Origin of the sequence: Paenarthrobacter sp. NyZ202, assembly GCF_049860755.1 — a bacterium.
GTDB lineage: Bacteria > Actinomycetota > Actinomycetes > Actinomycetales > Micrococcaceae > Arthrobacter.
This window is the reverse complement of the sequence record NZ_CP187556.1, coordinates 1,914,235-1,930,194: the sequence shown is the minus strand read 5'-3', so window position 1 is coordinate 1,930,194 and position 15,960 is coordinate 1,914,235. Positions and strand designations below refer to the sequence as shown.

Here is a 15,960-nt window from a genome sequence, read left to right as displayed (position 1 = left end):
CATCAGGCAGGCTGGCCGGCGCTTCCGGGATTGTTTCGCGGCGCCAACATCCGCTGCAGCCAGGACCGGACCAAACGTTCCCACTTCTCCGGGTCCACATTCCACTCCTTCGTGTGGCGCGCTCCATGGAAGGGTTCGAAAGTCACCATCTCCGGGTTCTTCCCGGCCAGGCTCGCAGACGGTTCAAAGGGCACGTAGTCGTCGTCCACGCTATGGATGACCAGGGTGGGGGTGCGGAGTTCGACTGCCCTGGCTTCCCAGTCCATCGCCTTCAGGTCCACCGGTGCCGATAGTCCCGTCAGCCTGCGCCCCAGCGGATGGGTCAGCATGAGTTGTCCGTACCGGCCCACGTTATAGGGAATCCGGTTCATTTGGGCGTGGTGCGCCATCACATTGACCCAGTTGATCACCGGCGCGTCCAGCACCATGGCCCGGATGAGGTGCCGGTACTTGGAAAGGTCGGCGGTCTGCAGCGCGATCGCGCCGCCCATCGACCAGCCGAAGAGCACTATCTCGCGGGCACCGTGCGCCACGGCGTACTCCATGGCGGCCTCTACGTCCCGCCATTCGGTTGAGCCCAGTCCGTAGCGGCCGTCGAGGGCCGATGGTGCCAGCCCGTCATTGCGGTAGGAAATCAGCAGGCTGTCCATGCCCAGTTCCTTGGCCGTCCGGACTGCCCGCAGCCCTTCCAGCCGCGTAGCTCCACGGCCGTGCACCATGATGGCCCATACCGCTGCGGATGCGGCAGCGTCGGCCCGGACCAGCCAGGCAGGTGCGGTACCGCCGTCGACCTTGATTTCGACGTCGTCAGCGGCCACTCCCAGCGCGGCAGGGTCCGGGTAGGTGGCACCGCTCCACCAACCTCGGCGGGCGTCGGCCAGGTTGCCGCTGTACACCTCTTCCACTTCGCGAAGCACGGTCTGCTCTGCCGGGGAATAGGACACAATCCGGCCGATCCGGGCATGTCCCGCACCACCGGCAAAGAACAGGCTGAAGACCCCGTCCACGGTGGTATCAGGGGTTGCCGCGAGGATGACCTGCCGGCCGGTGTCCGACTGGATCACGGCCAGGACTTCCTGGTCCGCGGGCCGCGCCGCGGGCGTAATGACCCGCCGGGCGAAATAGACAGCGAGCGCGGACGAACCTGCTCCAACGAGACCCGCCAGGGTACCACCGGTCACCATGCCTGCAAGGGCCCATTTGGTTCGTACGGACAGTTTGCCTGTTGCAGCTTCACCGGCTGCCGGGGAGTTGGTTGCCATGGTTCCATTCTGTCCGCTCCTGCTCCATGGATCCTGAACGTGGCCACCGCGTGCCGGAACGGACCCGGAAATCACCCGGCGAAACCCTGTGTGGCCGTGTGGTGCGGGACTACGCTGTAGCCATGAGTGATCCGATCGTCATCCTGACCGAAGAGCCCTTGGGGCCTGAAGACCGAGTCAACATCGCCAAACTGGTGGATGGGGGTGACGCCCCCTTGGTGGTTCTGGTTCCAGCCAACACCGAGCGGCATTTACTGGTCGATTTCCTGGAGAACCTGTCGTTGCTGGATGTCGCCAAGGCGTTCAGGGAACTTGGTGCGCATTCGCCGGATCCGGAGGTGGAACGGGCGGAGGCTGCCGAGGCTTTGGCTGCCTCCCTGGCAGCGTTGGAGGGGCTGGGTGGCGGAGTCACCGGTGAAATCGTCGACGGCGGTGCTGTCGCGGGTTTGGTGGCGAAGGTACGGGCGGTGGATGCGGCCCAGGCGGTGGTGGTGACGCGTCCGCACGCGATTGCCGACACGTTCCACACGGACTGGGCCAACAAGGCCCAGGACCAGCTGGGTCTTCCCGTCCTGCACTTGTATGCGGGGTCGGGATTTATCGGCGACTCCTGAGCGTTGCAGTAGTCATGAGCATTCCTGACAACACCAGCAGCACGTCCAGCCTTTCCGTCGTGAAGTCCGATGCCCAGTGGCGCGAGGAGCTGACGCCCGACGAGTACCGGGTTTTGCGCCAGGCCGGTACCGAACGGCCGTACACGGGCGAGTACTGGGACACCCATACCGAAGGCGTCTACCAGTGCCGTGCCTGTGGCAGCGAATTGTTCACCAGCCAGGAAAAGTTTGATTCGCACTGCGGGTGGCCTTCATTCTGGGCTCCCCTTGCCGAGGGCAAGGTGCGCTACCTGCACGACCGCACGCTGGGCATGGACCGTGTGGAGGTGCGCTGCGGCAACTGCGACTCCCATCTGGGGCATGTCTTTGAAGGCGAGGGGTATGACACGCCCACGGACCAGCGCTATTGCATCAACTCCATCTCCCTCCGCTTGGTGGATAAGAGCGCGGACTGATCCAGTGGTGGGCAGCCTTGAGGGGTTGCCCACCCGGATCGTGCCGGGTGCTGGAGCTTAAGGTGGTACTACGAGCACTTTCCCCAAGAGTTGCTTATGCTCACCTAGGTTTTGAATTAGCGATGCTTCTTCCGTTGCTACGCTCACCTCAGAGGTGAAAGACCTTCTGAAAGGACGAGCACATGACCATCACCACCACCGCTGCCTTCCCGCGTGTCACCGCAGACAACGCCGACTGGTCAGCACTCAAAGCAGCAGCCACCGCCCTCCAGGCGCACCAGGAGCAGGACGGCTCCGTGGCCGACCACGCTCTGCACACTGAAGCTTCCGTACTGGTGGCCACCATCTGTGATTCCATCACGGCGCTGGCACCCTCCTTCCCGCACGATGCCCGTTACCTGGAACTTTTGGTGGCGGACTTCGCACGCTGGGAGCAGAATGGCTTTGGCGTCCCCGACTTCCTCGACTCCCTCCAGGCTTTCCAGCCCCAGGAGCAGCGCGTGGATGGCCTCCAGCACCTGGTGGTCTTCCCCATGTACACCCAGAACGGCAGCAGCAAGCGCCTGGTCGAAGCTGTCCTGACCGAGGTCATCTGGCCTGAGTTCATCGGTGGCCTGGAAGCCGGGGCCTACTCCAACAAGCTGTTTGTGCCCATCCGTTTCGTGGATTTCACCCCGGGCTACGACACCAACTCCGCTGTGCTGTTCCCGGAAACCGTCGCCGTGCGCGAAACCCCGTCCTTCACCTGGGGCGCCATTTTCGCCGACCGTGAAGCCGCACGGTTCCGCCGCGTGCTGGACGCTGCCGCATCCACCACCTCCCTTGAACTGCCGGCTGATGCTGCCGAGCTCCTCCAGGACCAGGAACTGACGCAGCGTACGTTTGTCATGTGGGACCTGATCCACGACCGCACGCACATGCGCGGCGACCTGCCGTTCGATCCCTTCATGATCAAGCAGCGCATGCCCTACTTCCTTTACTCCCTGGAAGAGCTGCGGTGCGACCTCACCGCCTTCCGCGAATCCGTGCGGATCGAGAAGGACGAAGAGGCCGATCCCGATGCCCGCAAGCATGCAAAGCTGGTCCAGTACGCAGTGATCTTCGACCGCATCTTCCGCTTTGCCATCACCGGCAGCCGGGTCCGGAACTACGATGGCCTGGGCGGGCAGCTGCTGTTCGCCTGGATGCACCAGCACCATGTCCTGCACTGGACGGACAGCAAGCTCAGCATCGACTGGGATGAGGCCGCAGACGTCGTAGTGGAACTCGGTGCCCGCATCGAAGAGCTCTACTGGCGCTCCATTGACCGCCCCAAGACAGCCCACTGGCTTGCGGCCTATGAACTCATCTCCGGCACCGTGACTCCCCACCCTGCCTCTGTATGGGCCAAGGGCCCGGACGCTCTGCCGCTCGACGGTGCTCCGCGCGGGCTCACGGACCAGGTTCTTGACGACGAATTCCCCCTGTCCATGTTCTACGAAGCCCTGGAGAAGAAAATGCGTCCCGTGATTGAATCCACCACCGGCATTACGGGAGCGGCGGCCGCCTGATGATGCCTTTGAATGTCCTTGTGACCGGCGGCAGCAGCGCCTCGGGTATCGCCACGGCGCGGGCTTTGGGGGCCGCCGGTCACAGGGTGTTCACGGTTGGTTCCGATGACGTGAGGATCAAGGCGGCAGCGGACGAGGCCGGATACGGCGTTACGCCACTGGTTTGCGACCTCGCGGATCCGGACGCCGTCCGGGAACTTGCCGGGACCGTCCGTGGCCTGGGGGTGGAACGGGTGGACGGAGTCATCCACCTCGTCGGCGGCTGGCGGGGAGCTCCGGGAATCGAGGAACAGTCCGACGACGACTGGGACGCGCTGGTTCAGGGCGCGGTGACGACACTGCGCAACGTTTCCCGGGTGTTCTACCGCCAACTTGCCGATTCACCGCAGGGTCGCCTCGCCGTCGTATCCTCCACGAGCGTTGAGGCTCCCGCGGCCGACTCAGCGAACTACGCTGCCGCCAAAGCGGCGGCGGAAGCCTGGACAATGGCCGTCGCCGACGGATTCCGGCGGGAACAGGCCGGCAACAAGGAAAGCCCAACTCCCCAGCACAGCGCGGCCGTCGTCTTCGTGGTCTCCTCGCTGGTTGACGCCGGCATGCGCCGGAGGCAGCCTGAACGCCGGTTCCCCGGCTCCACCGACGTCGAGGAACTGGCCGCGGCCGCCGTCGGGCTTTTCGACCAACCGGCCGCAAACCTCAACGGCCGCCGCATCCTGCTGGCCAAATAGACTTGAAAGCGTGAATGAACAAGTGACCACAACAACCGAGGCCATCCACACTGCCGATACCGCCCAGGGCCGGGGCCCGCTCCACGATCCAGCGGTCCGCGGCTTCGCATCGGACAACTACTCGGGCGTACATCCCGAGATCCTGTCCGCCCTGGCCACCGCAAACGGCGGTCACCAGGTTTCCTACGGGGAGGACGTGTACACGGCCCGCCTCCAGGAGATCCTGGAGCAGCAGTTCGGTTCCGGCATAGAGTGCTTCCCCGTCTTCAACGGCACCGGTGCCAACGTGCTGTCCCTGCAGGCCCTCCTCCCCCGCTGGGGTGCGGTCATTTGCGCGTCGACGGCCCACATCAACATGGACGAAAACGGCGCACCGGAACGCGTCGGCGGCATCAAGCTCCTCCAGGTTCCCACTGAAGACGGCAAGCTGACGCCCGGGCTCATCGACCGTGAAGCCTGGGGATGGGGCGATGAACACCGCGCCCAACCGTTGGTGGTCTCCATTACCCAGACCACGGAACTGGGAACCTGCTACACCCCTTCAGAGGTGCGCGCCATCGCCGACCACGCCCATGCCAAGGGCATGAAGCTGCACATGGACGGCGCCCGCCTGGCCAATGCCGCCGCCCACCTCGGTGTTCCCCTCAGGGCCTTCACCCGGGACGCCGGCGTGGACATCCTGTCCTTCGGCGGGACCAAGAACGGACTGCTCTTCGGCGAGGTGGTGGTCGCCCTCAACCCGGAAGCCGCCGACGGACTGAAGTACCTCCGCAAAATGAACATGCAGCTGGCATCGAAGATGCGCTTCATTTCGGCCCAGTTCATCGCGCTGCTGGAGGACGGACTGTGGCTCCGGTCCGCCACCCATGCCAATGCCATGGCGACGCGCCTCCGCCGCGCCGTGGAGCAGATCGACGGCGTCCAGCCCACCCAGGAAACGCAGTCCAACGGCGTCTTCGCCATCCTTCCGGCCGGCGTGGCTGACCGGCTCCGGTCCAGCTTCGCGTTCTATGACTGGGACGCCGCCCGCGGCGAAGTGCGGTGGATGTGTTCCTTCGACACCACCGAAGAGGACATTGACGCTTTCGTTTCCGCCATCAAGCGGGAGCTTGCCACCACATAACGGGTGGCTTCCGGGGCGGCGAGCCTGCACACAATCGCCGCCCCGGAAGAATAATCTGCGATGGTGAACGACCTCGCCCAGGTCCCCGCGGATTTCCTGTACGCCTTGGGGACACTACGAAAAGCACAATGCCGCAGTGAACTGCGGCTCGACGAAATACCCGCCCCGGCCCGGCTCGCACCCTATGCAGTGGCCCTCGGCGCCGAAGTCTTCCGCCCTACGGCTTCAACACGCCAGGTACCGGTACACGGCCCCGCTGCGAAGGCCTTCGCCAAGAGCCACGCCCCGGCTCCCGGCGACCAGGACGACGACGACGAACTCGCCACCGGGCGCTTCATCCTGCTCCATGACCCGGAAGGATCCGCAGTCTGGGAAGGGGAATTCAGGATCGTCACCTACATCCGCGCCCAAATGGACGCCGAGATGGGCAACGATGAAATGCTCGGTTCCGTAGCCTGGACCTGGCTCGTGGAGGCGCTGGAGAACCACGCGGCCGTCTATCGCGCCGCCGGCGGAACAGCCACGAGGGTCCTTTCTGAAAGCTTCGGCACGCTGTCCGAACGCCCCGACACCATCGACATCGAACTGCGCGCGTCGTGGACCCCTGCCACTGCCGATATCCAGGCCCACCTCGAAGCGTGGTCGGACATGGTCTGCACGTTCGCCGGGCTGCCACCCCTGCCGCCGGGGGTTACGGGACTGCCGAACAGGAGGCTCACGTGAAGTCATCCAATACGCCCCGCTCCAACCCCTCCAGCGGACCTCGGTAAGCTTAAGCCACCATGACCCCTGAAAACCTGGAAAAAACCACAGCCGGCGATCCGGTTGCTGATCCCGATCAACACATCAACGTGGAGGGCTTCGACAGCCCCGTCCCTGCCGTCATTGATCTCGATACGCCCCGCGAGGGCGTGCCCTTGGTGATCGATACCCTCACTGGCCTTGAACGCTGCGCCGCAGCCATCGCCGCGGGCACAGGCCCGGCCGGCGTGGATGCGGAGCGGGCATCCGGCTTCCGCTACGGACAGCGCGCGTTCCTGGTGCAGATCCGCCGCGAAGGCGCCGGCACTTGGCTGATCGACCCCGAACCCTTCGAAAACCTGAACATCATCCAGGATGCCCTTCGCGGTGTTGAATGGATCCTCCACGCCGCAACCCAGGACCTGCCCTGCTTGTCCGAGCTTGGTATGTGGCCTGACAAGCTGTTCGACACCGAACTCGCGGCCCGCCTCGCCGGCCTCCCCCGGGTGGGCCTTGCCGCCGTCATCGAACAGCTCCTTGGCTTTGGACTGGCCAAGGAACACTCGGCCGCGGACTGGTCAACCAGGCCCTTGCCGGAACCATGGCTGCGCTACGCCGCGCTCGACGTCGAGGTTCTCGCCGAACTCCGTGAAGAGCTGATTGAGTTGCTTGAAGCGGACGGCAAGCTCGAATTCGCCGAGCAGGAGTTCGCCGGAATCCTTGCTGCCGGAATAGCACCGCCCCGGGTGGATCCCTGGCGCAAGACCTCCGGCCTGCACCAGATCCGCGACCGCCGCCAATTGGCCGCAGTCCGGGAGCTGTGGCTTGAGCGGGACCAGCTCGCCCGGAAGCGGGACGTCGCGCCCGGGCGCCTGATTCCTGACTCGGCACTCGTAGCTGCAGCCAAGGCCCTTCCCACGACCGTTCCACAGCTCCTGGCCACCAAGGGCTTCCATGGCCGCTCCGCCCAGCGGGAAGCGCCCAGGTGGGTACGGTGCATCACCGCAGCACGGACGCTGACGGAGCTTCCGCCCCTCCACCTGCCTACCAACGCACCTCCCCCACCGCGGGTCTGGGTGGACCGCGATCCCGAGGCCGCTGCCCGGTTGGCTACCGCACGCCCTGCGTTGCAGGAGAAAGCCGACGAGCTCAAACTCCCGGTCGAAAACCTTCTGACGCCCGACTATCTTCGCCGGGTCATGTGGCGCCCACCCGCGGAGATCTCGCTGGAGTCCATCTCCGCCGAACTCAGGGAACTCGGCGCCAGGGAATGGCAGATTGCCTTTGCCGCTCCACTCCTGGTGGAAGCCTGCCTCAACCCGCAGCCACTTCCACCCAAGGAATCCAAAGCCAAAGAGGACCAGGGGTCCGCGGAAGGCAAATAAATGCCAGGCCCGCCACCCGAAGCAATGCTTCAGGTGGCGGGCTTTTGCGTCACGAGGACATCCGGCGGCGCCGCGGACGATCCGGGCGCTTGCAACTCAAAGTTACCCGTGAGTAACATAGCAGCAATGCCAGCCGGTGTTCCCCTGGGACACCGGCACCATGTCTCAACGAGGAGTAGCACATGAGTCCCTCACGCAGCGCCCAGCGGACCATCCGCGACGTCGTGTTCGTCGATGGCGTCCGTACCCCCTTCGGCAAAGCCGGTGAAAAGGGCATCTACGCCGGAACCCGGGCCGACGACCTCGTGGTCAAGTGCATCCGGGAACTGATGCGGCGCAACCCGTCGCTCCCCGCCGACCGCATCGACGACGTCGCCATAGCCGCCACCACCCAGACCGGCGACCAGGGCCTCACCATCGGGCGTACCGCCGCACTTCTGGCCGGGCTCCCCCGCTCGGTGCCCGGCTTCGCGATCGACCGCATGTGCGCCGGTGCCATGACAGCAGTAACGACGACGGCGAGCGGCATCGGCTTCGGCGCCTACGATGTGGTTATCGCCGGGGGCGTGGAACACATGGGCAACCATCCCATGGGCGACGGCGCCGACCCCAACCCCCGCTTCATGTCCGAACGGCTGGTGGATCCGGCCGCCCTGAATATGGGGAACACGGCCGAAAACCTCCATGACCGCTTCCCCGCCATCACCAAGGACCGCGCCGACGCCTACGCAGCTTCGTCGCAGGCCAAGCTCGCGGCAGCCTATTCGCGTGGACAAATCCAACAGGACCTGGTGCCCGTGGCCGCACGCAAGCCTGGCCAGGGATGGACAGTGCACAGCGTCGACGAGCCTCCCCGCCCCGGCACCACCGTTGAAGATCTGGCCGGCCTCCGCACGCCCTTCAGGGCCCACGGCCGGGTCACCGCCGGAAACGCCGCAGGCCTGAACGACGGCGCCACCGCTGCCGTCCTGGCATCGGCCGATGCAGCGGCCGAGTTGGGCCTGCCGGTCCGGATGCGCCTGGTGTCCTACGCTTTTGCCGGCGTGGAACCTGAGGTCATGGGCATCGGCCCGGTGCCCGCCACCGAAAAGGCCCTCAAGCAGGCCGGACTGACCATCGACGACATCGATCTCTTTGAAATCAACGAGGCCTTCGCCGTCCAGGTACTTGGCTTCCTGGACCACTTCGGCATTCGGGACGACGATCCCCGCGTCAACCGCTATGGCGGGGCGATCGCCGTCGGACATCCTCTTGCCTCCTCCGGCGTGAGGCTGATGACGCAACTGGCCCGCCAGTTCCAAGAAGACCCAACCGCCAGGTACGGCATCACCACCATGTGTATCGGGCTGGGCATGGGCGCCACCGTGGTCTGGGAAAACCCCCACCACCCGGACTATGGGGCTGCAGATGCCTCCGCCGACCAAACCACTGAAGGAGCCGCAGCATGAGCGCCAACGACTTCCACCACCTGGCCTCCCTCTTTCCGGACGAAGTGGTGACCCACTCGCTCGTGCAGGACGTCGAGCTCCCGGGCGGCGCCGGAACCTTCGCCTTGATAACCCTCGACAACGGGCTTGACCACACCAAACCCACCACGCTGGGACCCAACACCCTGGTGGAACTGGGTACTGTCCTTGACGGACTGAAGGAAAGGGCGGCACGCGGAGAGATCGTCGGTGTCGGTGTCACCGGCAAGCCGTACTTCCTCGTGGCAGGCGCCGACCTGTCCGCAGTCAAGACGCTGAAGGAACGCACGCATGGACTGTGGATGGCCCAGCTGGGCCATTCCGTCTACGCCACGCTGGCCAACCTCGGTGTCCCGAGTTTCGCGTTCATCAACGGACTCGCGCTGGGAGGGGGCCTGGAGATCGCATTGCAGTCCACCTACCGGACAGTCTCCACAGGTGCCGGTGCCCTGGCCCTGCCTGAGGCGTTCCTGGGGCTCATTCCGGGCTGGGGCGGCGTCTATATCCTTCCCCGCCTGATCGGTCCCGCGAACGCCGTGAAGGTGATGATCGAGAACCCCCTCAGCAACAACCGCACCCTCACCGGTCCCCAGGCGTTTGAACTCGGCATGGCAGACGCCCTGTTTGAACCGGCCGACTTCCTGGAACAGTCGCTGGCCTGGGCGGCGGACGTCATCACGGGCAAGACCCGCCCTGAACGCAGGAACGCCGTTGACCCGTTGGACGACACCGTGGCGGTCGAATGGGCCTCAGCCGTTTCCGCGGGCCGTGCCTTCGTGGAAAGCAAAACCGCCAACGCCGCACCAGCGCCCGGAAAGGTCCTGGACGTCATGGAAGCCAACCGCACCATGGGTCAGGCCGAAGCCGCAGCCCTCGAATGCGAAACACTGGCAGTGCTGATGCAGACGGACGAGTTCCGGTCGACGGTCTATGCGTTCCTGGACCTTGTCCAAAAACGTTCAAAGCGCCCGGCCGGCGCGCCTGACCGCACGTTGGCCAGGCCCGTCACCAAGGTGGGCGTCGTTGGCGCGGGACTGATGGCCAGCCAACTCGCACTCTTGTTTGCCCGCCAACTCAAGGTGCCTGTGGTCATGACGGACATCGACCAAACCAGGGTGGACAAGGGTGTTGGCTACGTTCACGCCGAGGTGGATAAGCTGCTGGCCAAAAAGCGCATCACTCCCGACGCCGCCAACAGGACCAAGGCCCTGGTGACCGGCTCGGTCAGCAAGGAGCCCTTCTCGGATGCCGACTTTGTCATTGAGGCGGTCTTCGAAGAACTCAACGTCAAAAAGCAGGTCTTCGCGGAACTGGAAGCCATCGTCTCTGCCGAATGCATCCTCGCCACCAATACCTCGTCCCTCTCCGTGACTGCCATGGCCGAAGACCTGCGCCATCCGGAACGACTCGTGGGCTTCCACTTCTTCAACCCTGTGGCAGTCATGCCCCTGCTGGAAATCGTCCGTGCCCCCGGAACCGACGATGCCGTGCTGGCCACGGCCTTTGAGCTCGCCAGGAGCCTCAAGAAAACCGCGGTCCTGGTCAAGGATGCTGCCGCGTTCGTGGTCAACAGGATCCTGCTGCGACTCATGGGCGAAGTCATTGCGGCCTTCGACGAAGGGACCCCCGCTGAGGTGGCGGACAATGCCCTGCGTCCCATGGGCCTGCCGATGTCGCCCTTCACCTTGAGTGCGATGGTCGGCCTGCCGGTGGCCCAGCATGTCCAGGAATCCCTGCACCAAGCCTTCGGCGACCGGTTCCCGGTGTCCAGCAACCTGCAAAAATTGATCGACAACGGTGTGCAGTCACTCTGGGCTCCCGGTCCTGACGGGCAGCAGACCATCCCTGCGGAGACCTTGTCCATCATGTCCTTTGGCGACACCCCGTCCACCGCGGAGGAAGTCCTGCGACGCACGCAGGATGCTTTGGCCGAGGAAATTGGGCTGATGCTCAGCGAGGGTGTTGTAGCCGGCCCTGAAGACATCGACCTGTGCATGATCATGGGCGCCGGCTGGCCCATGTTCCTGGGCGGCATCACGCCGTACCTGGACCGGGCAGGCGCCTCCGAGCGCGTCAACGGCAAGCGCTTCCTGGCCCCGGGTGTTGCTTCGGCACCACAGTAAGCGAGAGGCCCGTGCGCGAAGGAAGTCCGCGCACGGGCCGTCGTGCCCTGTGGCTGGTGGCTGGTGCCTGGTGCCTGGTGGAGAAGGAAACTAGAATAGGGCGACCTTGGCCGCCTTCGGGAAGATCCCGTCCAGTTCATCGCGGTCGGCCTGGGTGGGAACCCAGCACACAGCTTCTGCGTTCTCCCGGATCTGCCCGGGACTCGTTGCCCCGGCAATGACACTGCTGACGCCCGGCTGGGCGGCAAGCCAGGAGAACGCCAACTGCAGTTCCGTGATGCCGCGTTCCTTGGCGAACTGTCCGAACTTGCCCAACTGCGCCCAGTCGGCATCATCCACCAGATGGGTGCGTGTATGGCTCAACCGAGTGCCTTCCGGAGCATGGCCCGCGGAATACTTGCCCGTGAGGAGGCCATTGGCCAGGGGGAAGTACGGCAGCACGCCCAGGGAGAACGCCCCGGCAGCCGGAATCACTTCGAGTTCGGCCCGGCGGTCCAGCAGGTTGTAGTGGTTCTGGGTCGAGACGAACCGCGCACCACCCAACTGCCTGGCCACGTACTCCGCTTCCGCGATCTGCCATCCTGCAAAATTCGAGTGTCCGATGTACCGGACTTTTCCGCTGCGCACCAGGTCGTCGAGGGCCGCCAGGGTCTCATCGATCGGCGTCAGGGGGTCCGGGGTGTGGAACTGGTAGAGATCAATCCATTCGGTGTCCAGGCGGCGCAGCGACGCTTCCACGGATTGGATGATGTAACGGCGGGAGCCGCGCGCCCCAAAATCCTTGCCGTTGGCACCATGCATATCCATACCGAACTTCGTACCGATCACCACGTCATCGCGCCTGCCATGAAGCGCCTTGCCCAGCATGATCTCGCTCAGCCCAGGCTCACGGCCATAGACATCGGCGACATCGAAGAAGGTCACACCGGCATCGATCGCGGCATGGACCACGGCATCGGTTGCCTCCTGGGTTTCGGTCGGCGTGTTGGCCCGGCCAAGGTTGTTGCAGCCCAGCCCGACAGCTGAGACCGTGAGGCCTGAGTGGCCAAGGCGTCGATATTCAGTCATGCAGCCAGCCTACAGCGCACTCAACGGTCGATAGTCACCCAGGGCAACGAACTGCGGCCTCACCTGGGCAGGTAGGAAATCCCGGACTCTTCCATGGCGTCCTCCAGCTGCGCTATGGCCACCGGCCCCAGTCCGTGAAGCCTGGATGCCTTGAGCTCACCGAACTCGGCCAACTGCTCCAGAGTCTCTATTCCTTCGTGTGCGAGGGCGCGTCTGGCCGGCGCGGCGAGTCCCTTGGGAAGCGGTGTGTGCCCGGGCCAATTGCTCTTGGAAGACATGGCAGTTCCCTCCTGGCTGCGTAAGGTGGTACTTAGAGAGTAAAGCCCCCACCCTGCCGGGGCGAGTGTTTGACCTTGAAGGCGTCCGGATCGGACGCCGGGGCAGCAGCGATCGTGAGCTTGGTAAAGTCCAGGTCCTCAGCGCGCGCACAGACCTTGATCGCGTTGACGGCCTTGTTCACGTCCGGGCACAGACAGAAGATATTCAAGCGTGAGTTCCCCATGCCGGAACCCTCCACGACACCCAGTCCGCGCCACGCAAGCTCCGCTGTGATGACCTCCTTGGCCTTCTGTTCCAAGTGCCGGTCCCGTTCCGTGCCGTCCTTGCTCTTCAGCGCGAACTGGGCGACCACCCTGAACTGTTCGGATTCTGGAATGACCGTGTAGCCGTCTTCCTCGCACTGGGCTTCGAAGGCAGCAAGGAGGCCCTCGGCAGAGGTGCCTTCCTCCACGGCAGCGGCGTCAGTGGTGCTTTGGTGCCCCACTACGCCGTAATTGATGACGAAATGCTGGTCTGCGTCGTCGAACCAGGCTTCCCGGAAGTGGAGGACCCCCTCCCCATTCCGTTTGTACATACGGATGATCCCGCTCATGTCCGTCCTTTCCTCAGCCATTCGGCGCTGGTGCTGGTCCCGGAAACGTCAAAGGGCGCTGCCTTGGCCTGGACAGCGTCCAGGAGGCCGGCACACTCTGCCCGCATGCTGCGCACCATATCGTCCGGATACGCCATGGTGGGGGAGTGCTCTTCAAATTCGTCTTCGTCGTCAACAAATACGCCGTGGGTTGTGGAACGGATGACGTCCAGGTCCATGTCAATCATGTGGAACTCCGTGACTCCTGGACGGACGCTGTTCCAGCCATGTGCCGTGGCGAGGTCTACGTAGATCCGGTAGTCGCCCGGGTAGGAGTCATCGTAGAACGTGGCCACGAACTCCCCCTGCCGGGGTACCAGCAGGACGCAGTCCGACGCCGTATAAAAAGCGGCACCCGGACGGGAACAGAACTCTCCTGCGCCCTGGAAGATCCACCAACCGTGGATATCCTCACCAAGGTAGCGCCCGGGGACTACCCAGTGCGCCCTGCCATCCCACTTCCGGTTCCGGGCCACCACAAGGTCGCCGGGCTGCAGAATGCCCGGTGCGCGGTCGGCCGTCACAACGTGGGCAGACTGCCGGTAGTGGGATGCTCCTGCCCGGGGAGGGGCCTGGCAAAGGGCACCTTCGTTCCCAAAACCTGGGCTACGACGTCGTGTGCAATCTTCTGGGCTGTCAGCCCTACGCGCTCCAGAACCTGGCTCCGGGAGCCATGGACGAGGAACTCAACCGGCAAACCGACTTCGTTGAGGGCGGTGTCCACACCTGCAGCCCGCATTTCCTGGCGGATGCGGGACCCGACGCCGCCGGCCCGGACGCCATCCTCGATGCAGATCACCAGGCGATGCCGTGCGGCCAGCGCAACAATGGATTTCCTGACGGGCAGGACCCAGCGCGGATCCACCACGGTGGAACTGATCCCCTGGGCGCCGAGCCTGTCCGCGACGTCCAGCGCCAGCTCGGACATGGCGCCCACGCTGACGATCAGGACATCATTCTCGGTGGAACCTTCCGGACGGCGCGCCAGGACATCCACGCCGTCGTGGAGGCGTTCGAGGGCTTCAATCTCGGTACCGACACTGCCCTTGGAGAACCGGACCACGGTGGGGGCATCGTTGATGGCGACAGCCTCCCGCAGTTCCTCCCGCAGGCGCGTGGCGTCACGGGGCGCAGCCAGGTGCAGGCCGGGAACGATCTGGACCATGGCCATATCCCACATGCCATGGTGGCTGGGACCGTCCGGACCCGTAACACCGGCCCGGTCGAGAACAATGGTGACGCCCGCCTTGTGCAGGGCAACGTCCATGAGGAGCTGGTCGAAGGCGCGGTTGAGGAACGTCGCATAGACCGCGACCACCGGATGCAGGCCGCCGTAGGCCATGCCCGCTGCCGAGGTGAGCGCATGCTGCTCGGCGATGCCGACGTCAATAACCCGTTCGGGGTGGCGTTCGGCGAATTTGTGGAGGCCGACAGGAATCAACATGGCGCCGGTGATCCCCACGATGTCGGTCCGTTCATCGGCGATGTCGGCGATTTCCTCGGCAAAGACAGACGTCCAGGAGCGGGCTCCGGGCATTTCCGTGGGCTCGCCGGTTTCCGGATCGATGATTCCCACGGCATGGAACTGGTCGGCTTCGTTGGCCAGCGCGGGTGCGTAACCGTGACCCTTCTCCGTCATGGCATGCACGATCACGGGGCCGCCGTAGGCCTTGGCGGTACTCAGGGCGTGTTCCATGGCCTGCAGGTTATGCCCGTCCACGGGGCCGATGTACTTCATGCCCAGGTCTTCGAACATGCCTTGGGGCGCCCACCAGTCCTTGATGCCCTTCTTCATGGCGTGAAGGCTCTTGTAGGTGAATTGGCCCGCGGGACCGCCGTTCTGGAGCTTCTTCTTCCACCAGTCGAGCATGCCCTCATACGCTGGTGCGGTCCGGAGGGAATCAATGGTGGGACGCAGGGACGCAAGATAGTCTGCAAGGCCTCCCACGGTAGGGGCGTAGGAACGGCCGTTGTCGTTGACCACGATCACCACACGGCGCTTCTTGTCCGCTGCGATGTTGTTGATCGCTTCCCAGGTCATGCCGCCGGTGAGGGCGCCGTCGCCGACAACCGCGACGACGAAGCGGTCGCCTTCGCCGGTGAGCTGCCTGGCCCGGGAGATCCCGTCAGCCCACGACAGTGACGACGATGCGTGGGAACTCTCCACGATGTCGTGGACGGACTCGCCACGGTCAGGGTAACCGGAGAGGCCGCCCTGCTGGCGCAGCGTCGCGAAGTCCTGGCGCCCTGTCAGGAGCTTGTGGACGTAGGACTGGTGCCCGGTATCGAAGACGACACTGTCGCGGGGCGAGTCAAAGATCCTGTGCACGGCAAGGGTAAGTTCCACGACGCCGAGGTTGGGCCCAAGGTGTCCACCCGTGGCGGCCACGTTGGTGATCAGGAAGTTCCTGATTTCCCCGGCCAGTGTTTCCAACTGTTCGTCAGTCAGTGTGGCCAGGTCCTGTGGATCCTTGATGGTTTCCAAGAGTCCCAACGGCGCTCCTTACGGTGGTGGACGTGCTTGTTAACTTTAGC

Annotated in this window: 15 protein-coding genes; 9 read left to right on the top strand and 6 right to left on the bottom strand. The window is 64.5% G+C overall.

Annotated features, from left to right (window positions below; translation table 11 throughout):
- Positions 1 to 2: 2 nt before the first annotated feature.
- Positions 3 to 1,262: an alpha/beta hydrolase family protein gene (locus ACPFL9_RS08885; RefSeq protein WP_426007134.1), complete on the bottom strand. Its 1,260-nt coding sequence runs from the start codon at positions 1,260 to 1,262 to the stop codon at positions 3 to 5.
- Between the two features lie 122 nt (positions 1,263 to 1,384).
- Between ACPFL9_RS08885 and ACPFL9_RS08880 the strand changes: the two genes are divergently transcribed.
- The 9 genes from ACPFL9_RS08880 (at position 1,385) to ACPFL9_RS08840 (ending at position 11,447) form a co-directional block, all read left to right on the top strand.
- The gene (locus ACPFL9_RS08880; protein ID WP_426007132.1) at positions 1,385 to 1,876 is read left to right on the top strand and encodes a hypothetical protein; all 492 of its coding nucleotides are present in this window, start codon (positions 1,385 to 1,387) and stop codon (positions 1,874 to 1,876) included.
- 14 nt (positions 1,877 to 1,890) lie between these two features.
- The gene (gene msrB, locus ACPFL9_RS08875) at positions 1,891 to 2,331 is read left to right on the top strand and encodes a peptide-methionine (R)-S-oxide reductase MsrB (RefSeq protein WP_426007130.1); all 441 of its coding nucleotides are present in this window, start codon (positions 1,891 to 1,893) and stop codon (positions 2,329 to 2,331) included.
- A gap of 182 nt (positions 2,332 to 2,513) precedes the next feature.
- Complete coding sequence (locus tag ACPFL9_RS08870) at positions 2,514 to 3,881, top strand: DUF6421 family protein (protein ID WP_426007128.1); 1,368 nt, start codon at positions 2,514 to 2,516, stop codon at positions 3,879 to 3,881.
- Positions 3,881 to 4,609, top strand: coding sequence for an SDR family oxidoreductase (locus tag ACPFL9_RS08865; RefSeq protein ID WP_426007126.1), 729 nt, complete (start codon positions 3,881 to 3,883; stop codon positions 4,607 to 4,609). Before ACPFL9_RS08870 ends, ACPFL9_RS08865 begins: the two co-directional genes overlap by 1 nt.
- Before the next feature lie 10 nt (positions 4,610 to 4,619).
- On the top strand, positions 4,620 to 5,732 hold the full coding sequence (locus ACPFL9_RS08860) for a threonine aldolase family protein (RefSeq protein WP_426007124.1): 1,113 nt from the start codon (positions 4,620 to 4,622) through the stop codon (positions 5,730 to 5,732).
- 60 nt (positions 5,733 to 5,792) lie between these two features.
- Complete coding sequence (locus ACPFL9_RS08855; protein ID WP_426007122.1) at positions 5,793 to 6,455, top strand: DUF3000 domain-containing protein; 663 nt, start codon at positions 5,793 to 5,795, stop codon at positions 6,453 to 6,455.
- Between the two features lie 59 nt (positions 6,456 to 6,514).
- On the top strand, positions 6,515 to 7,858 hold the full coding sequence (locus ACPFL9_RS08850) for an HRDC domain-containing protein (protein WP_426007120.1): 1,344 nt from the start codon (positions 6,515 to 6,517) through the stop codon (positions 7,856 to 7,858).
- Positions 7,859 to 8,040: 182 nt separating this feature from the next.
- Positions 8,041 to 9,306 (top strand): thiolase family protein, encoded by a 1,266-nt coding sequence (locus ACPFL9_RS08845; RefSeq protein WP_426007118.1) that lies wholly within the window; start codon positions 8,041 to 8,043, stop codon positions 9,304 to 9,306.
- Positions 9,303 to 11,447 carry a 3-hydroxyacyl-CoA dehydrogenase NAD-binding domain-containing protein gene (locus ACPFL9_RS08840; RefSeq protein ID WP_426007116.1) on the top strand — a complete coding sequence of 715 codons (2,145 nt, stop codon included), beginning with the start codon at positions 9,303 to 9,305 and terminating at the stop codon, positions 11,445 to 11,447. The genes ACPFL9_RS08845 and ACPFL9_RS08840 overlap by 4 nt, the downstream gene beginning before the upstream one ends.
- Before the next feature lie 90 nt (positions 11,448 to 11,537).
- Here the strand turns inward: ACPFL9_RS08840 and ACPFL9_RS08835 are convergent, their stop codons facing one another.
- From ACPFL9_RS08835 to dxs, 5 genes are read right to left on the bottom strand one after another with little or no spacing between them, the layout of a single operon-like run.
- Positions 11,538 to 12,515: an aldo/keto reductase gene (locus ACPFL9_RS08835; RefSeq protein WP_426007114.1), complete on the bottom strand. Its 978-nt coding sequence runs from the start codon at positions 12,513 to 12,515 to the stop codon at positions 11,538 to 11,540.
- A gap of 59 nt (positions 12,516 to 12,574) precedes the next feature.
- Positions 12,575 to 12,793: a hypothetical protein gene (locus ACPFL9_RS08830; RefSeq protein ID WP_426007112.1), complete on the bottom strand. Its 219-nt coding sequence runs from the start codon at positions 12,791 to 12,793 to the stop codon at positions 12,575 to 12,577.
- 32 nt (positions 12,794 to 12,825) lie between these two features.
- The gene (locus ACPFL9_RS08825) at positions 12,826 to 13,386 is read right to left on the bottom strand and encodes a hypothetical protein (protein WP_426007111.1); all 561 of its coding nucleotides are present in this window, start codon (positions 13,384 to 13,386) and stop codon (positions 12,826 to 12,828) included.
- Positions 13,383 to 13,949 (bottom strand): DUF402 domain-containing protein, encoded by a 567-nt coding sequence (locus ACPFL9_RS08820; protein WP_426007110.1) that lies wholly within the window; start codon positions 13,947 to 13,949, stop codon positions 13,383 to 13,385. Before ACPFL9_RS08820 ends, ACPFL9_RS08825 begins: the two co-directional genes overlap by 4 nt.
- Positions 13,946 to 15,919: a 1-deoxy-D-xylulose-5-phosphate synthase gene (gene dxs, locus ACPFL9_RS08815; RefSeq protein ID WP_426007109.1), complete on the bottom strand. Its 1,974-nt coding sequence runs from the start codon at positions 15,917 to 15,919 to the stop codon at positions 13,946 to 13,948. The genes ACPFL9_RS08820 and dxs overlap by 4 nt, the downstream gene beginning before the upstream one ends.
- Positions 15,920 to 15,960: the final 41 nt, after the last annotated feature.